The organism is Sorangium sp. So ce295 (assembly GCF_051527405.1).
Classification (GTDB): domain Bacteria; phylum Myxococcota_A; class Polyangia; order Polyangiales; family Polyangiaceae; genus Sorangium; species Sorangium cellulosum_B.
Map to the genome: position 1 here is coordinate 7,316,932 of NZ_CP150324.1, position 22,508 is coordinate 7,339,439.

Annotated in this window: 20 protein-coding genes; 10 read left to right on the forward strand and 10 right to left on the reverse strand. The window is 70.7% G+C overall.

Features of this window, described 5'->3' with window-relative positions:
* Positions 1–61 precede the first annotated feature (61 nt).
* The 3 genes from WMF11_RS27745 (at position 62) to WMF11_RS27755 (ending at position 2,867) form a co-directional block, all read left to right on the forward strand.
* Positions 62–601 carry a MarR family winged helix-turn-helix transcriptional regulator gene (locus WMF11_RS27745; RefSeq protein ID WP_437972848.1) on the forward strand — a complete coding sequence of 180 codons (540 nt, stop codon included), beginning with the start codon at positions 62–64 and terminating at the stop codon, positions 599–601.
* A gap of 72 nt (positions 602–673) precedes the next feature.
* On the forward strand, positions 674–1,291 hold the full coding sequence (locus WMF11_RS27750; RefSeq protein ID WP_437972849.1) for an ECF-type sigma factor: 618 nt from the start codon (positions 674–676) through the stop codon (positions 1,289–1,291).
* Complete coding sequence (locus WMF11_RS27755) at positions 1,275–2,867, forward strand: serine/threonine-protein kinase (protein WP_437972850.1); 1,593 nt, start codon at positions 1,275–1,277, stop codon at positions 2,865–2,867. The genes WMF11_RS27750 and WMF11_RS27755 overlap by 17 nt, the downstream gene beginning before the upstream one ends.
* Before the next feature lie 89 nt (positions 2,868–2,956).
* Here the strand turns inward: WMF11_RS27755 and WMF11_RS27760 are convergent, their stop codons facing one another.
* The 7 genes from WMF11_RS27760 to WMF11_RS27790 form a co-directional block, all read right to left on the reverse strand.
* The gene (locus tag WMF11_RS27760; RefSeq protein WP_437972851.1) at positions 2,957–4,117 is read right to left on the reverse strand and encodes a homogentisate 1,2-dioxygenase; all 1,161 of its coding nucleotides are present in this window, start codon (positions 4,115–4,117) and stop codon (positions 2,957–2,959) included.
* Positions 4,117–5,268, reverse strand: coding sequence for a 4-hydroxyphenylpyruvate dioxygenase family protein (locus tag WMF11_RS27765; RefSeq protein WP_437972852.1), 1,152 nt, complete (start codon positions 5,266–5,268; stop codon positions 4,117–4,119). The genes WMF11_RS27760 and WMF11_RS27765 overlap by 1 nt, the downstream gene beginning before the upstream one ends.
* On the reverse strand, positions 5,265–6,242 hold the full coding sequence (locus WMF11_RS27770) for a fumarylacetoacetate hydrolase family protein (protein WP_437902296.1): 978 nt from the start codon (positions 6,240–6,242) through the stop codon (positions 5,265–5,267). Before WMF11_RS27770 ends, WMF11_RS27765 begins: the two co-directional genes overlap by 4 nt.
* Positions 6,243–6,533: 291 nt before the next feature.
* On the reverse strand, positions 6,534–7,847 hold the full coding sequence (locus WMF11_RS27775) for a hypothetical protein (protein WP_437972853.1): 1,314 nt from the start codon (positions 7,845–7,847) through the stop codon (positions 6,534–6,536).
* Between the two features lie 57 nt (positions 7,848–7,904).
* A complete protein-coding gene (locus tag WMF11_RS27780; RefSeq protein WP_437541203.1) occupies positions 7,905–8,351 on the reverse strand; it encodes a DUF3237 family protein in 447 nt (148 codons plus the stop codon).
* Positions 8,348–9,574, reverse strand: coding sequence for a flavin-dependent oxidoreductase (locus WMF11_RS27785; RefSeq protein ID WP_437972854.1), 1,227 nt, complete (start codon positions 9,572–9,574; stop codon positions 8,348–8,350). The genes WMF11_RS27780 and WMF11_RS27785 overlap by 4 nt, the downstream gene beginning before the upstream one ends.
* Before the next feature lie 216 nt (positions 9,575–9,790).
* The gene (locus WMF11_RS27790; protein WP_437902299.1) at positions 9,791–10,990 is read right to left on the reverse strand and encodes an MFS transporter; all 1,200 of its coding nucleotides are present in this window, start codon (positions 10,988–10,990) and stop codon (positions 9,791–9,793) included.
* Positions 10,991–11,639: 649 nt separating this feature from the next.
* Here WMF11_RS27790 and WMF11_RS27795 point away from each other — a divergent pair.
* The 4 genes from WMF11_RS27795 (at position 11,640) to WMF11_RS27810 (ending at position 15,496) form a co-directional block, all read left to right on the forward strand.
* Positions 11,640–13,241, forward strand: a complete 1,602-nt coding sequence (locus WMF11_RS27795; protein ID WP_437972855.1) for a PAS domain-containing protein — start codon at positions 11,640–11,642, stop codon at positions 13,239–13,241.
* Positions 13,242–13,294: 53 nt separating this feature from the next.
* Positions 13,295–13,435: a hypothetical protein gene (locus tag WMF11_RS27800; RefSeq protein WP_437541213.1), complete on the forward strand. Its 141-nt coding sequence runs from the start codon at positions 13,295–13,297 to the stop codon at positions 13,433–13,435.
* A 287-nt stretch (positions 13,436–13,722) separates the two neighbouring features.
* A complete protein-coding gene (locus WMF11_RS27805) occupies positions 13,723–13,998 on the forward strand; it encodes a hypothetical protein (RefSeq protein WP_437972856.1) in 276 nt (91 codons plus the stop codon).
* Between the two features lie 382 nt (positions 13,999–14,380).
* On the forward strand, positions 14,381–15,496 hold the full coding sequence (locus WMF11_RS27810; RefSeq protein WP_437972857.1) for a hypothetical protein: 1,116 nt from the start codon (positions 14,381–14,383) through the stop codon (positions 15,494–15,496).
* A gap of 37 nt (positions 15,497–15,533) precedes the next feature.
* Here WMF11_RS27810 and WMF11_RS27815 read toward each other — a convergent pair whose 3' ends face one another.
* The gene (locus WMF11_RS27815) at positions 15,534–16,007 is read right to left on the reverse strand and encodes a hypothetical protein (RefSeq protein ID WP_437972858.1); all 474 of its coding nucleotides are present in this window, start codon (positions 16,005–16,007) and stop codon (positions 15,534–15,536) included.
* A gap of 31 nt (positions 16,008–16,038) precedes the next feature.
* Positions 16,039–17,034, reverse strand: a complete 996-nt coding sequence (locus tag WMF11_RS27820) for a zinc-dependent alcohol dehydrogenase family protein (protein WP_437979352.1) — start codon at positions 17,032–17,034, stop codon at positions 16,039–16,041.
* Between the two features lie 669 nt (positions 17,035–17,703).
* Between WMF11_RS27820 and WMF11_RS27825 the strand changes: the two genes are divergently transcribed.
* The 3 genes from WMF11_RS27825 (at position 17,704) to WMF11_RS27835 (ending at position 21,790) form a co-directional block, all read left to right on the forward strand.
* On the forward strand, positions 17,704–18,381 hold the full coding sequence (locus tag WMF11_RS27825) for an RNA polymerase sigma factor (RefSeq protein ID WP_437972859.1): 678 nt from the start codon (positions 17,704–17,706) through the stop codon (positions 18,379–18,381).
* A 330-nt stretch (positions 18,382–18,711) separates the two neighbouring features.
* Positions 18,712–20,154, forward strand: coding sequence for a DUF1592 domain-containing protein (locus tag WMF11_RS27830; protein WP_437972860.1), 1,443 nt, complete (start codon positions 18,712–18,714; stop codon positions 20,152–20,154).
* 73 nt (positions 20,155–20,227) lie between these two features.
* Positions 20,228–21,790 (forward strand): DUF1552 domain-containing protein, encoded by a 1,563-nt coding sequence (locus tag WMF11_RS27835; protein WP_437902305.1) that lies wholly within the window; start codon positions 20,228–20,230, stop codon positions 21,788–21,790.
* A 38-nt stretch (positions 21,791–21,828) separates the two neighbouring features.
* On the opposite strand, the gene WMF11_RS27840 is transcribed toward WMF11_RS27835, so the two are convergent.
* Positions 21,829–22,305, reverse strand: a complete 477-nt coding sequence (locus WMF11_RS27840) for a hypothetical protein (RefSeq protein WP_437902306.1) — start codon at positions 22,303–22,305, stop codon at positions 21,829–21,831.
* Between the last annotated feature and the right edge of the window lie 203 nt (positions 22,306–22,508).

Genomic DNA, 22,508 nt, shown 5'->3' on the forward strand with positions numbered 1-22,508 from the left:
TGTCAAGCCGCCATCCAGGCCGTGATTTGACGGACCCGGTCGAAACGGTGTAGATACACTGGTGACCGATTTTGCCCGCGCCGCCCAGATCATCGCGAGCCAGTGCGCCCTCGTGCGCGTCCGCCGCGCGTCGCGCGCGCTGACGCGGCTCTACGACGACAGCCTGCGCGCGGCTGGGCTCCAGTCGACGCAGCTCACGATGCTCGCCGCGGTCGCGACGTGCGGCGACGAGGGCGTGCAGCTCAGCGCGCTCGCGGACGGGCTCGTCATGGATCGCACGACGCTCACGAGGAACCTCGTGCCGCTCGAGAAGGCGGGCCTGCTCCGCGTGGCGCGGGCGCCCGGCGACGCGCGCGTCCGCATCATCTCTCTCACGCGCCAGGGAGAGCGCGCGATCGAGGCGGCGTTCCCGCTGTGGGAGCGGACGCAGAAGCACGTCCGCGAGCAGCTCGGCGAGAGCAGGGCCGACGCGCTCCGCGAGGAGCTCGGCCGCGTCGTGGCCCTGGCCACGCGGCCCGAGAAGGCGGCGGAACCCGAGCGGACGAAGCAGAGGGCGCCGGCGCAGCAGAAGGCGCGGTCGGGCAAGCGCAAGGCGACGTGAGATCGCCGCGCGCGGTCGGGCTCGTCGGCGCGGCCACTTGGTGTACGCTCCGGCCTGATCGAGGCGCCCCCCATGAACGCGAGCGACCGACGCGCCCCCGGACCGAGCGCCGGCGAGGCCATCACGGGCCTCCTGCACGCCGCCCAGGAGGGCCAGAGGGACGCCGCGGACGCCCTGCTCCGCGCCGTCTATGCCGAGCTCAAGACCATCGCCCTGGCCCGCGTCCGCCACCTCCGCGCCGGGCAGACCCTCGGCCCCACCGCGCTCGTCCACGAGGCGTACGAGAAGCTCTTCCGGGACGGCGAGGCCCGCTTCCAGAGCCGCGCCCATTTCTTCGGCGCCGCCTCCCAGGCGATGCGCGATCTCCTCGTCGATTACGCGCGCCACAAGGCCGCCCGGAAGCGGGGCGGCGATCAGGTGCGCGTCCCCGAGGAGGACATGCACGAGCTGCCCCTCGCGCTCGATCTCCCCGTCGAGGACCTCCTCGCCCTCGACGATGCCCTGCGCAAGATGAGCCAGGAGCACCCGCGCAAGGCCGAGATCGTGATGCTGCGGTACTTCGCGGGCCTGACCGAGGACGAGATCGCCGAGCTCTCGGGCGTGACGACGCGCACGGTCGAGCGCGACTGGCGCTTCGCGAAGGCGTGGCTCTACCGGGCGCTCCACGGCGGAGATGAGCCCGCCCCTTGATCCGCGCGAGGTAGAGGCGCTCTTCGAGGCGGCGCTCGATGAGCGCGACGAGCACCGCCGGGCGTTCCTCGAGGCGCGGTGCGCGGGCCGCCCGGAGCTCCTCAGGGAGGTGTGGAGCCTGCTCCGGAGCGACGGTGAGCAGCCGGACGGGTTCTTGAAGGGCGCCGCCGTCGCCCTCCCCGGCCGCGACGAATCGCTGAGCCCCGGCACGCGCATCGGGCGGTTCACGGTGCTCGCCAAGGCCGGCCAGGGCGGGATGGGCGTCGTCTATGCGGCCTACGACGCGGAGCTCGACCGACGCGTCGCCCTCAAGCTCATCGCGCCGGGGAGGTTCGATCCGGAGGACCGAGCCCGCCTCGTGCGCGAGGCGCAGGTGATGGCCAGGCTCTCGCACCCCAACGTCGTCCCCATCTACGAGATCGGCGAGCACGAGCGGGGCGTGTTCGTGGCGATGGAGTTCGTCGACGGCCGGACGCTGCGCGACCTGCGCGGCGAGCAGCCCCGCGCGTGGGAGGCCGCGCTCGCCGCGGGGATCCAGGCGGGCCGCGGCCTCGCGGCGGCGCACCAGGAGGGGCTCGTCCACCGCGACGTCAAGCCGGACAACATCCTGATCGGCAAGGATGGCCGGGCGCGCATCGCCGATTTCGGGCTCGCCCGCCTCCACGTCGAGGAGGAGCGGCCCCTCTCCAGCGGGGGCCCCGGAGCCGAGATCCCCGGGGAGGACGCGCTCCGAGCGCCGCTCACGGCCGGGAGCACGCTCATGGGGACGCCGGCGTACATGGCCCCCGAGCAGGCCGAGCGAAAGCCGGCGACGGCGAGGAGCGATCAGTGGAGCTTCTGCGCCACGCTCTACGAGGCGCTCTACGGGGAGCCGCCGTTCGAGGGCGACGACGTCCGGGCGCGGCTCGACGGGGCGCGGCGCCATCTCCTGAGGCCGGCGCCGGCCGGCTCGAAGGTGCCCGCGCGGGTCCGCGGCGCGCTCGCGCGCGGGCTCCGCGCTCGGCCCGAGGAGCGGTGGCCGAGGCTCGACGATCTGCTGAGCGTCCTCGCCGACGAGCTGGCGAGGAGCTCCGAGTTCGATCTCACGGTCTCCAGGCGCGAGCGCATCCGCTTCGGCCTCCTGATCGGCGCCCTCGGCGTCGTGATGGCGACGGTGGGTATCGGCCGCGTCGTCCCGGTGGTCCGCCCCGTGGACCTCTTCGCCATGGGCTGCGTCACGACGCTCGCGGGGCTCACGCTGCTCCGGGTCTTCCGCCGCCCTCTCTCGAAGAGCGCTGTGAACCGGCGGATCGGCCACGTGGTGAAGGTGCTGCTCGTCGCGATGCTCCTTCACCGGGCGCTCGCCGTGATCACGGACGAGCCCGTGGAGCGCGCGCTCGCGACGAACCTGCTCCTCTTCGCGGCCGTCCACGCGACCGCCGCGCCGAGCCTGCCGAGGGCGAGCTGGCTAGCCGCCGCGCTCTGCGCGGCGTGCGCGGCGGCCGCCGCGGTCTTCCCGGAGCACGCGGCCGCGATCTACGTCACGGGCGTGCTCGGCTCGCTGACGATCGCCATCGTGGTGTGGCATCTCGAGTAGCGCGCTGTCGCCTGTCCCTGGTCGATTCACGGCGTACGGCGAGCGCTGGAGTCCAACGAGACGATCGTCGGCCGAGCGCCTGACCCCGATCATGAGCCCGCGATGAAGCTGTCCTGGTAGCCCGGGTCCTCCACCGCGAGCGCGGCGGCGGTGGCCGAGAGCGGGCGGATCGTGTCGAGCATGACCGCGAGCTCGCTCGTCTCGCGGGCCCCGAGGCTCGCCTCGTACGCGCCCGGGTGCGGCCCGTGCGGGACGCCGGCCGGATGGTGCGAGATGCTGCCGGGGCCGACGCCGCGGCGCGAGGTGAAGTTGCCGCGGCAGTAGAACAGGAACTCGTCGCAATCGACCGACGCGTGGGGATACGGGCAGGGGATCGCCTCCGGATGGAAGTCGGTCGGGCGCGGCACGAAGCTGCAGACGAGGGCGCCGCGCGCGGCGAACGTCCCGTGCCAGTCCGGAGGCAGGTGGACGAGCCCGACGCGCGCCTGGAAGCGCTGGATCGGGAACGCGAACGGGTACACCGCACCGTCCCAGCCGACGACGTCGAGCGGCGAGCGCTCGAGGGTGAAGCCGTGGAAGGCGCCGCCGCGCTTCACGACGAGCGCGCGGATGCCCTCGTCGAGGGGGCCGACGAACGTGGGCCGCCGGAAATCACGGTGCGAGTACGGCGCGTCCATCCGCAGCTGGCCGACCTCGTTGCGCCACTTGTGCGGGAGGTGGATGTCCGCGGCCTCGATCGAGAGCCACCGCTGGGGCGCGGCGTCCGGGAGGAAGCGGTAGAAGAGCCCCTTCGGGATGACGACGTAGTCGTCCTGCTCGAAGCGGAGATCGCCGAGCATCGTGCGCAGGACGCCGCCCCCGTGGAAGACGAAGAACAGCTCGTCGGCGTCCGCGTTCGCGAAGTACACAGGATCGGCCGCGTCCGGCTGGGCGAGCCCGATCACCACGTCGTCGTTGAAGAGCAGCGGCACGCGGCAGTCGACGGCGGGCCCGCCCCGCCGCGGCAGATCCTGCGACCGGTAGTGCCGCTTCGCCAGCGGGCGCGCCGGCGCGGCGACCGGCAGCGTGAAGCCGTGCGCGGCCTCCGCGACCCGATGCTCGTGCGGCCGGCGCTCGTGGTAGGCGATCGTGTAGGGGCCGTCGAAGCCCGCCCGCGTCAGGCACTCCTCGTAGCGGAGATCCCCCGCCTCGCTCCGGAGGGCGATGTGGTGCTTGGGCGGGACGATCCCGGCGACGACGCGATCGAGCATCAGCCGTGCCCCGCCTTCTGCTGCCGCTCGATGCTCTCGAACAGCGCCCGGAAATTGCCGGCGCCGAAGCCGCGGTCCCCCTTGCGCTGGATGAGCTCGAAGAAGAACGGCCCGGCGTCGGGATCGCGGTGCGTGCCCGACGACTCCTTGAGGAAGATCTGGAGGAGGTACGATCTCGCGCCGTCGCCGTCCACGAGCACCTCGAGCTCGCGCAGCGCCGCCACGTCCTCGTCGATCTGCCCGATACCGAGCCGCTGCAGGCGCTCGGGCAGCATGTCGTAATAGGCGGCCGGGGTCGGCATGAACTCCACGCCCCGGCCGCGCATCGCGCGCACGGCGGCGAGGATGTCCTCCACGGCGAGCGCCACGTGCTGCACCCCGTCGCCGCGGTGCTCCTCGTTGAAGACGTTGATCTGCGAGCTCTTGAAGTGCGGCCGGTAAGGCTCGTTGTTCGCGAACTTCACGCCCGAGGCCGGGTCCCACATCACGGCCGAGCGCAGGCCCGAGCCGTGGCCCGTGTCCTTCGCGACGTCGTTCGTGTGGAACGCGATCTGCCAGAACGGCTCGAGCCCGAGCACGTGCTCCATCCAGAGCAGGGCGGGCGCCATCGTCTGGAAGTTCGAGGTGATGTGATCGAACCGGGCGATCCCGAAGCGGTTCTCGCCCCCGCGCGGCGCGTCGTAGGCCACGCAGCCGGGGAACAGCGCCCGGTAGCCGCGCCGCTCCACGAAGCGGAAGGTGGTGTCGCCGAACGGCGTCGTGATCGAGAACGAGGCGAAGGTGCCGCCCTCGTCCGTCGCCCGGTGGATCTCGTCGATGGGCGTGCCCCCGCGGCCGTCGAGCAGCCGGAAGGCGCGGTCGATGTCCTCCACCTCGAAGATGACCGTGCCCACCCCGTCGGGGTGCTTGCGCAGGTAGCGCCACGCCCGCCCGCCCTCGCCGATCGGCTGCGAGCAGACGACGACGCACTCGCCGGCCTGGAAGACGACCGAGCGCTGCGCCGCCGCCGCGGTGAGCTCCGGCGAGCTCGCGGCGATCTCCTGGAAATCGAGCTTCTCCGTGTAGAACCTGCGGCTCCGCTCCAGGTCGCGCACGTAGTAGTGCAGCGCCTCCACCCGCTTGATGCCGATCGACTCCACCTTGGCGCTCATCCGGATACCACCCGCTGCGCGATGCGCCCGAACAGGCTCTCTCCCGCGCGATTCAGCATCTCGATCATGATCGTGTCTCCTGGCTTCATGAAAGGCGTCGTGGCCGCGCCGTCCGAGAGGATCTCGAGCATGCGCTTCTCGGCCAGGCACGACACGCCGCGCGCCGGGTCCCGGTTCGAGACGGTGCCGCTGCCGAGGAGCGTCCCCGCCGTGAAGCCGCGGGTCCTGGCGATGTGCTCGATGAGCTCGAAGAACGAGAAATGCATCTCCGGGCCGGCCTCGGGATCACCGATGAGCGCGCCGTTGTAGGTCGAGCGGAGCCGCAGGTGGACGCGTCCGTCGCGGAGCGCGTCCCCGAGCTCGTCGGGCGTGATCGCGAACGGCGAGAACGCTGTGGCGGGCTTGGAGCAGAAGAACCCGAACCCCTTCGCGAGCTCGGCGGGCACGAGGTTGCGCAGCGTCACGTCGTTGGCCAGCAGGAAGAGGCGGATGTGCCGGTGGGCCTCTTCACGGCGCGTTCCCTGCGGGGTGTCGCCGAGGACGGCGCAGACCTCGGCCTCGAAATCGAGGCCCCAGGCCTCGTCGCGCAGGACGATGTCGTCGGTCGGGCCGAGGAGGACGCCGGAGCCGCCCTGGTACACGAGCGGATCGGTCGTCAGCGTCTCGGGGGGCTCGGCGCCGCGCGCCTTGCGCACGAGCATGATGTGGTGGATGTACGCCGAGCCGTCGACCCACTCGTACGCGCGGGGCAGCGGCGCAGCGAGATCTTCCACGGCGAGCGGGGTCACCGGCGCGTCGCCCCGCTCGATATCGTCCGCAATGCGGCGGAGCGCGGGCTCGGCGCGCTCCCAGTCGTCGAGCGCGGCCTGGAGCGTGGGGAGGGCGGCGCCGGCGGGGGCATAAGCGAGGCCGTCGCGACGGACGACGACGAGCGTGCCATCGCGGCCGGGGCCGCGGAGAGAGGCGAGCTTCATGCGTGTGCGAGCTCCCCATGGCGCCCCGGCAGTCGCTTCGTCTCCGCCGGACGAGCAGGAATCCCGTCGCGCCTGCCAGGGCTCGTCCTCGTTTGCGCGCTGTGCACCGGGTGACCGGTTGAACGGATCCGCATGAACACCGGATTGGATGGTTTCACGGCGCCCCACGATCTCGCGCGGCGCGCCATGGAGGTGATTGCAACGATCTCGTACCCGATCCCTCTGACTCGCGGCATAGGCATACGCGCCTATGCCGTGGATCGTGGGCGCGCCCCCCCATCGTCCCGGGGATCACTTCTGCAGCTGGACACCGAGGAAGAGGGCGTTCCCCTTCGCCCCCGACAGATCGCTCCTTTGATAGCCGAGCGCGACACGCGCGGCGTGCCCCTCGATGATGTAGCCCACCTGGGCATCGATGAGCAGATAGGAGTCGGCGTTCTTCGGCTTCGCCTGTTGCAGTCGGACCAGAGGCTGCAACTTCCCGACCCCGACGTTGCTCGGCGTGAGGTAGCTCGCGAGCGCAAAATAAGAGTAGTCGAACCTCTCGAAGTCTCCGAAGTACTTGTAGAACGCGCCCTCGAGCGTGAGGGTGCCCGCCGCGCCGAGGTTCTTCTCGAACAGCAGGTCGGCGTTGACCTCGCCGTAGGTATCCTTGCGCGGGATGCCTGCGGGCTCGCCCGCCGCAGGGGGCGGCAGCGATTCGACCGAACCTTCCTTCTGCACCTCACCCGCCACGCCGAGCGCGAGGATGCTCTTCTCCCCGAGGTACGTGGCCTTCTGGTAATAGGCTGGCTCCGGGTCGAGCACGCTCAGGTTGAGCCTCGCCGTGTAAAGCGGGCTCACCGAAGAGTCATGCAGGTTGAAGGCCCCCACGTAATACTTGAACAGGCCGCCCGCCGCCTTGCCCCAGGCGGTCACCCCATCGTTGCGCCCGAAAGGCCCCTGTCTCGGCCCGATCGGCGGCGCATAGGGCTCGAAGAACCCGGGATAGTTCCACGGCCCCATCGACCACGGCCCGGAGAAGGCGGAGCGATCCGACGGCACGATCATTCGACCGATCCAGACGTTCAGCAGATCATGAAACTGGAACTTGGCGATGACGTCACGGATGGTCACGCTGCCCGTGATGTTGCCCCCGGTCGGGGTCGGCCCGAACTGAGCGACGACCGCGCCCTGCAGGCCGATGAATCGGTTGATTTCGCCTGAAAACGACAGATCCAGCTCTCCGTCCCCGAGCAGCCGGTCCATCTTCTCGCGCTCGCCGGGGTTCTGTAAGCGACCTCCGACGCGGGCCCAGGCCGCGACGCTGACCGGCTTCTTCCATGGCTCCTTGTCCGCCGGCGGTGCCGTCGCAGCTGCACCGGGCCCGGCAGCGCTCTCAGGCGCCGGCGCGCCGGCGTTGGCTTCCGCAGGCGGCGCTGGCGCCGCGCTCGCGTCTGCAGCGGGGGCCGCGATCGCCGGAGCTTCGCCCGCGGGCGCCGGCGGCGCCTCGGGCGGCGGTTGTGCCCCTGCCGGGCGATGGAAGGAGGTGATGCCGAGGATGACGGCCAAGAACCCTGCGCCGACATCGCCCCGGCGTCTCGCCGCTCTCGTCTGTGTGCTCATGCGTTCTCCGTGTCAGGCCATCCGAGGCCTTGAAGCTCTCAGCCGCGCTCGCGCCCCCTAGCCGATCTCGTACACCGTGAGCCGCACCCGGTCGGCGAGCCGCTCGCCCACGGACAGGGCCAGCAGGGCGTTCAGCCGCAGGAGCCCTGGCGCCGAGGTGCGCATGCGGATGGCGGTGCGGAAGTAGTAGAGCCCGGGGTCCACGGCCTCGCCGCGCCCGAGCGCCGCCAGCACCTCCGGCGGCCCGGCGCGGACGCCTTCGGAGAGGATCTCCACGGTTCCATGGCCGGCGATGTCGAGGATGTAGTGGGCGGAGATGTCCATCCGCCCGTCGGCCCAGATCGTCTGCCAGTCGCCGCCCGGCAGCACCCGCCCCTCGAGGCCGCCGGCCACCGTGCCGCCGACAATCGGGATGAAGCGCCGGCCGGGCGAGCTCGGATTGACGGTGACCGGCGGGGCCACCGCCACCTCGAGCGTCATCAGAGGGATGAGGGGAGGGCTCACGCGCGGGGCTCCGAGGCGCGCTTCAGCCCGGTCAGCACCTTGTAGCGGGCGGCGATGGCCTCCAGCTCGCCGGGGGCGAAGACGTCCTCGATACGGTCGAATCCGTCGGGCGCGCGGTCCTGGGCCATCTGCATGCACTGCTCCGGACCGTTGCCGCGGTTGGCCGCGACGATGGCGGCGGTGGCGGGCAGGCGCTGCGCCTCGTACGCGGCCAGCGCTTCCACGGGATCGGCGTGGGCGGCGAGCGCGCGGACCAGGGCGCGGGCGTCCAGGATGGCCTGGCTCGCCCCGTTGGAGCCGATGGGATACATCGGATGGGCGGCGTCCCCCAGCAGCGTCATGCGCCCATGGCTCCAGCGCGGCAGCGGATCGCGGTCGACCAGCGGAAACTCGTAGATCGCGTCGGCGTTCCGGATCAGGCCGGGCACATCCAGCCAGTCGAAGCGCCAGGCCTCGAACCTGGGCAGGAAGTCGGCGGGATCGCCCCGCCGGTTCCAGTCCTCCCGTCGCAGGCTCTCGGCGACGGTGAGCTCGGCGATCCAGTTGATCGTCTGGCGGCCGTCCGGCCCCGGTGGGGAGATGGGGTAAGCGACGAACTTCTGGTCCTGGTGCCCGGCCATGATCATGCTGGCGCCGGTGAGGAAGGGCGCCGCCAGGCTGGTCGCCCGCCACAGGATGCGACCGCCGTAGACCGGCGGCCCCTCGTCCGGATAGAGGCCGGCGCGCGCCGCCGAATGGATGCCGTCGGCGCAGATCAGGAGATCGGCAGGAACCGTCCTGACCACGCCCTCGCGGTCGACGAAGCGCGCCACGATGCGGCCCTCGGCCTCTTCGTGGGCGAGGAGGCGCCGGTCGCAGATCACCCGGTCTGTGCCCAGCCGCTCGACGGCGGCGTCGAACAGCACGCCTTGCAGGGCGCCGCGGTGCAGGGAGATCTGCGGCGCGGCGTGACCCGCGAAGCGGCCGCGCGGCTCGCCCCAGATGCGCTGGCCGAAGCGGTTGAAATAGACAAGCTCGCGGGTCGCCACCCCGTGGGCCATCAAGGCCTCGACGAGGCCCAGCTCGTCCAGCACCTCGGCGGCGTGGGGCAGGAGGTTGATGCCGACCCCGAGCGGCAGGATGGTGGGCACGGCCTCGAAGACCGTCACCTCATGACCCGAGGCGTGTAGCGCCAGAGCTGCGGCCAGGCCGCCGATCCCGGCGCCCGCGACGATTACCTGCATGAGTCCTCCCGCAGACATGCGGCTCGACGCCGCACCTCGTTGAAGCCGCCGCCAAGCGGGCGAAGCGCGCGACGAACAGCGCCGCCAGCGCCTGCAGCAGCCAGTCCTCTCGAACGATCCAGCGGGCGGCGACCCCCGGGACGGCGCAGGCCGAAGGCGCCGCCGCCCGGATGGCGCCCGGCGCGCTGCCGGGCGCGGATCGCCTCCGCCCTTTGCTCAATCAGCGGCATGACGTCCACGAATGGTCATCACCGCCGCGGCCACGCCGGCCGACAGGACCACTGGCACCATGGCCATGGCCACGCCGGCGGGGCCCCAGCCCTGCCCCAGCAGGTGGCCCGCCACCAGCGGCCCGCCGATGGAACCCAGCCGGCCGGCGGCGATGGAGGCCCCTGTGGCCAGCCCGCGCGCCCGCGCCGGGTAATAGAGCGGGATGACGCCATAGAGCGAATATTGCGCGCCCAGCAGGAAGAAACCGGCCAGGCCTGCCAGCACCAGCACCGGAAGCAGGCTGCTCGCCCCCGCCAGCCCGAACAGCGACAGGGCCAGGGCGGGATAGGCCGCGATGATGGGGAGGCGCGGCCCGAGCCGGTCCACCAGCAATCCGATGACCCAGCAGCCGATGACGCTGCCGACATTGAACGCGAAGGCGGCGCCAGCGCCCCCCGTTCCGCCCAGGCCCTTGGCGGCGACCAGCGACGGCAGCCAGTTCAGCAGCAGATACAGCACCAGCAGCGTCAGGCCGAAGGTGAACCAGGCCAGCAGCGTGACCAGCAGCCGGCCATCGCCGAACAGCGCATCCCCTCCGCCCGGCCGCTGGGCGCCGCTGGCCGCTGCGGTGCGGCTGTCGGGCATCAGCCGCGCCATGACCGGCAGCAGCAGCAGCGGCAGCACGCCGCCGGCCACGAAGATGCTCTGCCAGCCGAACCGCGCCAGGAAGCCGGCCGCGAACAGCGCCGCCAGCGCGCCGCCGGCCGGCATGCCGCTGAACATCAACGTGGTGGTGCGGGTCCGCCGGTCGGCCGGCGCGATCTCCAGGGCGATGGCCACCAGGGTGGGCATCGCCGCCCCCAGCCCTGTCCCCGCCAGGAGCCGGTAGAGGCCCAGCGACACCGGCCCTCCCGCCACCACGGTGGCCAGCGTGAACAGGCCGAAGACGCCGACGGCCAGCATCAGCAGCGGCTTCCGGCCCATGCGGTCGGCCATCCAGCCGCCGGCCAGCGCGCCGCAGACGAGCCCGACCATGCCGGCCCCGAACACGACGCCCGCCTGCCCTGGCGTCAGGCCGAGGGCGGGGATCAGCAGGGGGGCGGCCACGCCGACCGCCTGGATGTCGAACCCTTCCAGCAGCGCGATCAAGAAGCACAGCGACAGCGTGACGGCGCCGCGCGGCGCGTTAGGGGGCGATGCGCCCATGGGGAAACCTCCCGTTTCGTTCCCGTTGCCCGGGATGGTTGCAGCCGGCGGCAGCCGAACCGATGCGGTGTTTGAACGTAGCTGGTGGAGCGTGACGGACCCGGTGATGCAACGACTTCGTACCCGAGCCCTCCGGCTCGAGGCATAGGCATACCCGCCTATGCCTCGAGGCGAGCCGTTCTCAGGCGACAGGATTTTTGCTGCCGCGATGGGGGTCGGGGCGGAGGCGGGCGCGGAGGCTGCCGAATCGTCGACACGCCCCCTCGTCGAGAGCGTGGAGCGGTGCTCTCTGGATCCGCTCTCGCGCTTGCGCCGACTCGCGGCCAACGTCCCGCTCTGGCCGACAGCCCTTCTGGTGAAGACAACAGCACAAGTGACCTGACGAGCTCAGCGACGAGGAAAGGAATGGAGGGATGAATCACACAGTGTGAGGGTGCATGGGCGGGCAATGCCAGGAGGGCAACCCGGTGCGCCGCGGCGCGCGGTGGTCCAGGTGGCGCGGCGCCGGCAGCGGCCGTCGTCCGACGATTCGCGCGGTTCACGGGACCGCGCCCGGGCTGAGCTCGACCAGCGGCTCCGCTGCCTGTCGATGCGTCATGAGGTCACCGAGGCTGACACCCTGAGGGGCTCTTGCTCTACGCTCCTCCCGATGCCTAGCGACGCTCCTGCTGATCTCTGCTCGCTCGCCTTCACCTGCAGCGTCGACCCGCTGCTCATGCTCGATGGAAGCGGTCGGATCCTGGCGCTGAACCCCGCCGCCGAGCGCCTCTCCTCCACGCCCGGGGCGACGGCGCTGGGAAGGCCCGTCGATGAGGTCCTGCGGCCCGATGCGCCCCTCGGCGCGCTGCTCGAGCAGGTGCTCCGCGATCGCGCCCCGCGCGCCCTGCCGCCCGACTTCACCCTCCACCTCGCGAACGAGCGCGCCGTCCTCGCCGAAGGCAGCCTCAGCCCGCTCGTCGACCCTGCGGGCGCGTGCGCCGCCGTGCTCCTCGCGCTGCGCGACGTGACCGAGCAACGCCGGGCCGAGCGGGCGGCGTGCGAGGAAGGAGCGCGCCTGCGCGCGGCCATCGAGGCGCTCGACGTCGGCTTCGTCATCTACGATGCCGAGGAGCGGCTCCGCTTCTTCAACGCGGCGTACAAATCGCTCTACCCCGAATGTGCCGCCGCCATTCAGATGGGCAATACGTTCGAAGAGGTCGTCCGCGAGGGCTGCCGGAAGGGGATCCACCTCCACAGCGGCCTCGGCGAAGAGGAGTGGGTCGCCGCTCGCCTCGCGGAGCATCGCCGCCCCGGGGACGTCTTCGTGCGGCGGTTCGGGGACCGCTGGATCACGCTCAAGAGCGGGCGCCTCCCCGACGGCGGCTTCGTCGGCCTGCGGATCGACACCACCGCGCTCAAGGAGGCAGAGCTCGCCCTCGAGCGCGAGCGGCAGTTCATCCGCCTCGTGCTCGACACCATCCCGATCGTCGTGACCGTCAAGGATCGCGACGGCAAGATGAAGCTCGTCAGCAAGAGCTACGCCGAGCTGTACAACACCACGGTGGAGGGCGCGGTGGGTAAGACCGTTGACGATCTGCCGCGCTCCCACGCCGAGCTCTCCGTCGTCGGCGAGATGGACCGGGAGGTGCTCGCGCGCATGCAGCCGGTCTCGCGGGTTTACCCCGTCACGCGCCCGAACAGCAAGACGCGGTGGATGTCCGTCGTCAAGGTGCCTCTCGTCGAGCAGGACGGCACGGCGCACATCCTCGCCATTGGGACGGACATCACGGCGCAGCGGGAGCACGAGGAGCACATGACCGCCACCATCGCCGAGCTCGAGCGGCAGAAGCACGCCATCGCCGGTCAGCTCGCGGTCATCCAGCGCCAGCAGGCGCTCATCCGCGCGCTGTCCACGCCCATCCTCCAGGTCGCCGAGGGCGTGCTCGCCGTGCCCCTCATCGGCGCGCTCGACGACGCCCGCGCGGCCGACGTCACCGGAAAGCTCCTCGACGAGGTCGTGCGCACAGGCGCTCGCTTCGCCATCATCGACGTCACCGGCATCGAGAGCGTCGACGCCGCGACGGCCGACCACCTCGTCCGCATCGTCCGCGCGATCCGCCTGCTCGGCGCGAGCGGCGTCCTCACCGGCATCGGGCCCGCCGTCGCCCAATCCATGTGTGGCCTCGGGGTCGACCTCTCGGGCGTCACCACACACGGCAACCTCCGCGCCGGCATCGAGGTCTGCCTCCGCGCGCTGTCCGGCCTTCGCTGAGCGATGCCGGCGTCTCCCGTCCTCCGCGAGGGCGACGAGGAAAGGAGCGCGCAATGGAGATGGAAGACGTGCTGATTCGACTCAAGACCCTTGACGGCCGGCTCGATTCGATGCATCCTTCCGCCGTCGTTATGGTCGTCCTTGCCGCCTCCCCTTTCTCGCTCACGGCCCATCCCGCGAGCGAGCCCCGCTGACGGGCGACGGAGCGCGCGACGCGTTCAAGAGGCCGCCCCGGGGATCCGGAGGCGGCCTCTCTCATTCTGGCGTCGTCAAACCGACCTGCGACTCGGCTGGAGGAGCTCGATGAAGAACACCCTCGTCCTCTGCGCGTGACGTTGTCACGCGGAGGCATCGTCACGCGCTAGCCCGGTACCCCGTATCCGGGCGTGCTCGGGGACGCCGCGCCCGGTTGAAATGAGCCGCGGGCGCCGTCCCCGGCCGCCTACTCCGCGAGATCCCTGAAGCGGCGTTGGGTGGTCCCATGAGTAAGAGGAAGAAGTCCGAGGCCAAGCGGCATCGGAGGGCGGCGAAGCGCGCGCGCAAGGCCGCCGAGAGAGCGAAGTACGAAGCATGGAAGGCGGCGGGGCAGAACACGAAGAGCCGGCGCGCGAAGCTCCGAGCGAGGCGGCTGCGAAAGGCGACCGTCCGCACCAGGCAACATGCGGCGGGCCCCTGCGGGAACATCGGGTGCAAGCGCTGTAACCCGATCACCGCGAACCTGGTCTCGGTTCGTCTCCTGCATCGCACGGCGCAATGAGACCGGAAGGGGCGCTCGGAGACCGAGCGCCTCTTTTTCATTGGTGGGCCCGGCGCGTGCATCGGCCGACGTGGCCCCGATCGCCCTGGCCCCCGTGGCGCGCCTCAGCAGCCGGCCCGTCCGCTGCACGACAAGGTCGGGTCAATCCGCCGAAGGCAGCGTATCTTGCTCGTCTGGGATGCAGGGGCCGATGGTGCTGAACAAGGGGCGCATGGGAAGGCGATGCCACAGGGGTGCTTTGGGCGCGATCGGGTTCCTGTTCTCGAGCGCCGGCGCGGCAGAAGCCGCGGAGACTGCGCCCGAGCCCGCTCCGCTTCAAGCTTGGCGTGGCGCCGTCCTCGTCGACCAGCGGTTTGCGTTCGGTGTGGACCGCGTCGCCGGCATGAGCCTCGAGATCGACGGCATCGGCATGCGGTTTCAGCTGGCTCCCACGCTGGAGGCCCACGCGGCGGCGCTCGGGTTGATCACGGCCGGGACAGCGGAGCTCGGCCCGCCGGCGCGCTCGGGTTGGGGCGGCGAGCTCGGCCTGCGGCTCTCGCCGTGGCCGACCTGGTCCGTGCGACCCTACGTGTACACTGGCCTCGGGTTGCTCCTCTTTCCCCGGCGACCGTTCCTGCCAGGAGGCGATGTCTACGAGGGGCTCGTCAGCTTCGGCGTCGGGGCGGACGTTCCCCTCGACGATCGCTGGTCTGTCGGGGTCAAGGGCTTCGCGGCGCACCTGTCCAACGGCCAGGGGCTCGGCCCGCACAACCCGGCGTACGACGGCTACGGCGCTGGGCTGGAGCTGAAGTACGCGGTGCTCCGCGGTGAGCCGAGCAAGAGCCCGTGGGCCGACGCGCCGCCTCATGGCGCGGGGGGCAGCGCCCGCGCCGGCTACGCTCCGGGGTTCTCGATCGACGCCGAAGCAGGCCGCGTCGGTGACGCGGCGCTGCTCGCCGCGCGCCTTCGGGGCGCAGAGCGCATCTCGGATGCGGTGATCGCCGTGCTCGATACCGAGATCGGAACGCTCGCGGAAGAGCCGGTGGCAGAGATCGGCCTCGCCGTCGTCGGACACCTCGGCTGGGCTTCGCTCGGTGTTCACGGCGGCTATCGCCGCTACGTGGGGATCGATACGGCGCTCGCCACGGCTCAGCTCGAAGCCCATGCTACCCAGGAGCTCTCGTTCGTGGCCATGGCGCACCACGAACGAGCTCGCGGATTCGAGGATCTGTGGCGCGCCGCGATCGGCGGACGCCTGTTCCCGCTGCCCAGCGTGGTCCTGGAGGTGGGGGTCGGGTTCGACAGGCTCGGCCAGGCGAACACGTTTCAGAACGACCACGCCGACCCGTACTTTGCGGCCGAATGGGCGATGCCGTTCTCGTCCAAAGAATGGCAGCTTTCGCTGTTCCTGGACCGTCAGATCTCGACCGTGGATACGGTCGGGCTGCGCTTCGCCTACGGCATGGGCGAGCACCTGCGCGACGCGGCGCGACGCGACGGCTGGCGCCGCCTGCGGTGAACCCGCCTGAAACGTCCTGCGCCCGCCGTTGCGTCCTCTACTGCAAGAAGATGGTGATCGAGCCGTTATAGGTGCTCGTGCCGCTCGGGAACTTGCCGGAGGCGTTGCGCGGTTGATCGCGGCAGTTCGAGTAGCTCCCATCGCCTTGCGGCTTGTCGCACGCGTCGCGGCAGCTGCCGACGGCCGTGACGACGCAGTCGTCCAGCGATGACCCGCACACCCGCTGGATCGAGGTCTGATCGGGTGACAGGCAAGCGTAGTAAAGAGGCGGATTCGCGAAGATGTTGCCATAGTAGGCCCCTTCGCGCGTCGCGTACGCGGCCCGCTCCGCCGAGTCGGAGGACAGCTCGCTCTTGTTCCCTCGCATCGAGATGGGGGTCGGGATCCCGAGGTGGTTGATCCTGGAAAGTACGCATGCCGACACCCACGCCTTGCACGCATTGTCGCAGGATCCGCCCGAGTCGCCCCATTTCTTGTGGATGCCGATCCCGCCATCGAACTCATAGACCACGCCGTCGATATCGATATCGGTGAGCGCTGGTTCACGGCGGCACGAGCACCGCTGCCCCGGACATGCGGCCGTTCCGCAGATCGTCGAGCGCCTCGTTGGCCGCAGCCAGCGGATAGACGTTCACCTCCGTCCGCACCGGCACCCGCGGCGCGAGCGCGAGGAACTCCTCGCCGTCGCGGCGCGTCAGGTTCGCCACCGACCGCAGCACCCGCTCGCCCCACAGGATCGAATAAGGGAACGAGGGGATGTCGCTCATGTGGATTCCCCCGCAGACAACGGCGCCGCCCTTGCGTACGGCGCGCAGCGCGGCCGGCACCAGCTCGCCGGCCGGGGCGAAGATCAGCGCCGCGTCGAGCTCCTCGGGCGGCGCGTCGAAGGAAGCGCCCGCCCACTCGGCCCCCATCGACAGCGCGAACGCGCGCGCAGCGTCGTCCCCCGGCCGCACGAACCCGAAGACGCGCCGGCCCTCGAAGCGGGCGACCTGCGCCACGAGGTGGGCGGCGGCGCCGAACCCGTAGATGCCAATCCGCTCCGCGTCCCCCGCCAGACGCAGCGTCCTGTACCCGATGAGCCCGGCGCAGAGCAGCGGCGCGGCCGAGAGGTCCGGGAAGCCGTCGGGAATCGGGAAGCAGAAGCGCGCGTCCGCGACCGCGAGCTCCGCATACCCGCCGTCGATCTGGTACCCGGTAAAGCGCGCCCGATCGCAGAGGTTCTCCCGTCCTGCGCGGCAATACACGCACACACCGCATGTCCAGCCGAGCCAGGGCACGCCGACGCGTGCGCCCCTCGCGAACCGCGGCCCGTCGCCGGGCGCGGGCGCCTCCTCGAGGACCTCGCCCACGATCTGGTGCCCGGGCACGAGCGGCAGCCTGGCGTCCGGCAGCTCGCCGTCGACCACGTGCAGATCGGTGCGGCAGACGGCGCAGGCGCGCACGCGGAGCAGCACCTCGCCGGGCCCAGGCCGCGGAGCGGGCCGATCCTCCAGCACGAGCGGGCTCTTCGGGGCTCTCAGGACGAGGGCGCGCATGGCTCCGCGCCGAGTGTATTGCGGCCCGCGCCCCCCGTCCTGCACGTGAGCCCAGGAGATCGCCTCCCCGGCGAAGAGGGTGTCGCCGTCCACGCCGGGACCGCTGTACGGGCCGGGATCTCCCACCCCTCCTCCCGGATGCTCTCGCGCGTGTCCAGCCTGGCTGCCTCGTTTCGATAGCAATGCACGCCGAGCCTCGCCCCTCGGACCGGCAGCGGCGCTCCTGACGAGCCCCGCCAGCCGTGCCCTCCCTCGCGATCGAGGATACCCACGGTCCCGCCGATAGCAGTTGACACTGCGCGTGTGAGCGTTCACAATCTGCGCCAGCGGGTATCCTTTCGCTTCCCCGCTGAAGGGGTCGCCACGCGCGCCGAGACCTCGATGTCCCGATCGACGTCGGCATCGATTCGCTCGGTCGTCGCGGAAGCGAGTGACGGTGAGCTCAATCAATTTGTCCGCGGCTGGAATCGCAGTCCTGGCCAGTGGCAACCTTTGTACAGCAGCGATACCAGCTGCGGTTCATGTGTTGATATAGCATCGCTTTGTCAGAAATATCTCCCTCTCGCCGCCCCTGACGCGCGGCGCTGTCCTGTTGAAGTCCGGGCCCGCTGAGAGGGCCATCCATGCTGCACTCTCGAGAGGTTGAGCCAGGGACGGGGGAGATGTTCCATGCGGATTGCAACTCCTCTCGAAGGGAGCTCCGATGCTACCGGCGGCGAGGTGCAGCCCGTGACCGCGCGCGCGGCGGCCGCTCCGTCGACGCCTCCGCCCGCCGGCGCGGTCTCCGCGGCCGGCGTGCAGGCCGCGCCGCTCGACTTCGCGGAGGTGTACGAGGAGCTCTTTCCCTTGGTCTTTCGGACCGTGCGCCGCCTCGTCGCGGACGTCTCCGCGCACGAGGACGTATGTCAGGAGGTGTTCGCCGTCGTGCACCGGCGGCTCCCGGAGTTCCGGGGACGCTCGTCGCTGAAGACATGGGTTTTCGGGATCGTGGTCAACGTCGTGCAGGCGCACCGGAGGTCGCAGCGCCGCCAGAGCCCGGCCCACCGCGGGACAGGAGAGATCGTGGATCCCGAGCAGCTCGCGGGGCCCAGCGACCTCAGCCCCTACGAGGTCATGAAGAGGGCGGAGGCCGCGCGCGTGGTGCACGACCTCCTGGCGTCGCTCGACGAGGAGAAGCGCGTGGTGCTCCTCCTCGCCGAGCTGGAAGAGCTTCCGGCGTCGGAGATCGCGGAGGGGATCGGGGTGAACATCAACACCGTGTATGCGCGGCTGAGGGCCGCTCGACAGGCGTTCTCCGACGCGGTGCAGCGCCACCACGCCAAGATCCGAGGAGGTCGCCATGGATGAGCCGAGGGCTGGCGAGCGGGCGCTCGCCGCCAACCCTGGATTCATACGACCCACCGCGATCTTCACGGCCATGCCCGCACCCGGTCGATTTGATCACAAAAAACGTGCGCTCCGGTCACAAGACATAACTGCCGATTCCACACGCAGGAGCCGACGATGACATTCAGACTGGACCGAGTGTTCGCGAGTCCATGGATCGCTGCCGGGGGATGCCTCCTGAGCATCTCGTGCACCGGCGCCCTCGGGGACGAGGGCTCTTCGGAGGACACTCCAGGGCAGCCCCCGAACCAGGGTGCCGCCATCGCTGTAGACAGGATGCCCCTCCACCACATGACAGCGTCGGAGTACAACTCCACCGTCGCCCACCTGCTGGGAACGAGCCTGCGGCCCGCGGACGGATTCCCGGCCTTCGGCGCGAAGGGCTTCGACGCAAACGTGAATGCGCTCTCGAACCTCTCGCAGGTCCTGGTCCAGGGGTATTACGACGCCGCCAGGACGCTCGCCGAGGACGCGTTCTCGGACGAGGCGCAGCGCGCCAGGATCCTCGTGTGCGACCCGGCAGAGGGCGCGGGCGACGGGTGTGCGCGCCAGATCATCGAGCGCTTCGGGCTGCGCGCCTTCCGGCGCCCGCTCGAGGCGGCGGAGGTCGACCGGTACGCGGCGCAGTACGACGACGCGCGGACCACCCTCGAGATGTCCCCCGTCGAGGCGGTGCAGCACGTCGTCCGGACGGTGCTCACGTCGCCGCATTTCATCCTCCGGATCGAGCTGGGCCCCGACTCGGCGAGATCGCCGGGCGCCCTCAACGGCTACGAGGTCGCGTCGCGCCTCTCGTACCTGCTCTGGAGCTCGCTCCCGGACGACGAGCTCTTCGACGCGGCGAAGGACGATGAGCTGGCCACCGAGGGCGAGCTCGAGCAGCAGGTGGACCGCATGCTGGCCGACCCGAAGAGCGCCGCCTTCTTCCAGAACTTCTACGGGCAGTGGCTCGGCACGCGCACGCTCCCCAGCCACAACGCCGACACGAGCCAGTTCCCGAACTGGGACGATGAGCTGAAGAGCGCGATGCTCGACCAGGTCAACGAGTACTTCGCCGGCTTCACGACCGGCGGGCGGCCTTGGTCCGAGTTCCTCACCGCGCCCCACCCGGAGAGCCGGCTGATCGAGCCGCTCTATGCGAACGACCCCGAGGGCGTGCGCGAGGGGTTCCTCACGCTCCCAGCGTTCCTGACGCTGTCGTCCCGCGCCGACCGGACCTCTCCCACGTCCCGCGCGAAGACGATCCTGGAGCAGCTCTTCTGCGCGCCCATGGTGCCGCCCGCCAACGTGGATATCCCGGAGCTCGGCGCCGCGGACGGGGAGGAGGGCGGCGTCACCAACGTGCGCAAGGAGCTCGAGAAGCACCGCGCGTCGCCCGACTGCGCGGGATGCCACGACGTGCTCGACCCGATCGGGCTGAGCCTGGAGAACTTCGACCCGATCGGCGCCTACCGGACCCAGTACCCGAACGGCGACCCGATCGACGCGACGGGGGTGTACGAGGGCGCGGCGTTCGAGGACATCTCCGGCCTCGTGCCGGCGCTCGTGGAGGCCGCCCGGTCGGGGACCTGCCCGTCCGAGCAGCTCTTCAGCTATGCCCTGCGCCGGCGCCCGAGCGTTGGGGACAGGACCAGGATCAAGGAGATCGCCGCGCGCTGGAGCGGCGGCACGATCGCGGATCTGGCGAAGCAGGTGGTGACCAGCGAGGCGTTCCGCCTTCGAGCGAAGGACTAGGCGCGATGAGGCCGCACGCGTTGTTTCTGCACAGGACGAAGCACGAAGGAGCGATGCGCACATGAAACGCTTGATGACACGCAGAAATCTGTTGCGCGGCGCGGGCGTCTGCCTGGCGCTGCCGTTCCTCGAGAGCCTCGCGCCGCGCACCGCGCGCGGCGGGGAGCCCGGCACCCCGAAGCGCTTCGTGCTCTGCACCTTCCCGAACGGGGCGCCCCATCACTGGTGGGAGACGGCCCCGGCGTTCGGAAAGACGCTGAAGGGCGCCGATTTCAAGCTGCCGAGGGTGCTCGAGCACTTCGCGCCGGTGAAGTCGAAGATGCTCATGATCAGCCGCCTCGGCAACTACACGTGGAGCACGGAGAAGCACCCCTACATCGAGCCTTCCCACTCGCGCCTCGGCGCGGCGCTCTCGACCTGCGTGGACGCCGATCAGATGGGGAGGGACGCGCGGCAGGACCTCGGCGAGTGGGTGGGCAACGGCGTCTCGGTCGACCAGCTCATCGTCCAGAAGGCAGGCCCGGAGCAGGCGACCCGCATCCCGTCGCTGCAGACGGGGCTCGGCGTCAAGCCCGGCTTCTTCGACCAGCGCAGCTACGCCTACAACCAGGTCCTCTCCTGGAAGAGCCAGCGCGAGCCGCTGAAGCGCTCGGTCAACCCGAAGGCGGTGTTCGACGCGATCGTCGGCGCGGGCGCGGTGGGGTCCATGCCAGGGCAGAGCGACGAGGAGGCCAGGATCGAGGCGGAGCGCCGCGCGGCGCTGGAGAAGAGCGTCATCGACGGCGTGCTTGCGGACGCGAACTCGCTCATGAACCGGGTCGGCTCCGCCGATCGCAAGATCGTCCAGCAGTACCTGGACTCGCTGCGCGAGATCGAGAAGAACGCGACCCGCGTCCAGTCGACGATGACCCCGCAGACGGGCCTGGGCTGCACCCCGATCAGCCAGCCCGGCGTGGTCCCCGAGCCGCCGGGCCAGGCGGAGGGGCTCAACGAGAACGACAACACGGGAGCCGGCCCGTACAAGCACGAAGATCACGCGAAGGTCATGATCGACCTCATCGTCATGGCGATTCAATGCGACGTGACGCGCGTGATCACCCACATGCACGACGACATGCGCTCCGAGTTCGAGTATCGGTGCATCCCGGAGGACGTCCGCGCCAAGGTGGGGCTCGCGTACAGGAGAGAGGCCAGCCTGCACTTCCACTCCTCCCAGCACGCCGCCGGCAACCTGGACCGCGCGACCCAGAACGGCCAGTACAAGATCCTCGCGCAGAGCAACCTCGACTACGCGGCGATCAACTGCTGGCTCAACCAGAAGAGCGCGCAGCTCGCGCAGCGGCTCGACGCGATCCCCGAGGGCGACGGCACGGTGCTCGATCACTGCGTCATGGTGCACATGAGCGAGATGCGCTCGCACGACCACGACGGGTACGACCTGCCCATCGTGCTCCTCGGCGGCGACGGCGTCTTCTTGAACGACGCGCACGTCGCCTACGACGCCCTCGGCAACGATCGCCAGCTCCGCGATCTGTGGTTCACCATCATGAACCAGTACTACGGCCTGGGCGTCTCGTCGTTCGGCGAGGATCGTCGCGGCGTGCAGAACGCGCTCCTCGAGGAGATCCTGCGGTAGCCGAGCCCGCAGGATCGCGCCGCTGACCGTCGAGCAGGCTAGCGCCGCGCTCCCCTCGCGAACATCGCGATGATCTCCGCCCCGTCCCCCGCCACCGTCACGTACGCCCCCTCGACGCCGAGCACGTCGCCCTTCTGCGCGAGCGCCTGCACGGCGCTCGCCGCCTTCTGGAGCTGCACGCCCACCGCGCCGCCTCCGATGCGCACCGGCATCCCGCGCTTGAGCTCGATCACGTAGGATCGCCGCCGCGCCGCCCAGGGGCTCGACATGTCGACGGCCAGGAAGTCGCCGCAGGAGGCGCGCTGGTTCGAGCGGAAGAGCCAGAGCTCGGTCCGGCGGCGCATGAGCTCGCGCGCAAACTCGTCCTCATCGGCCTTGAACGCGAACGCATGGAAGGCGAAGGCGGCGTCGGCCTGAGACGGCCGGACAGCCCTCTTCACCAGCTCGCAGAAGAGGTCTCGTCGCGCGACGGCGCGACGGGTGAGCTTGATGGAAAGCGGAAGACGGGGCGCCATGATGCACGCTCTCCGGGCGGCGCTCGTCTCGTACGAGCGTCGCCCGATGGCAGGAGGTCGAAGGTCGAACACACGCCGTCCCGCCGCCGCGAGGCGAGGCGACGGGAGCGGAGTGCGGACGGCGACGGGGCGCCGGAGCGCGAGCAACGCGGGCAGCGGGGAGAACCCGCCCGGCGGAAGCGACCGCGTTGCTACCGGAAGAC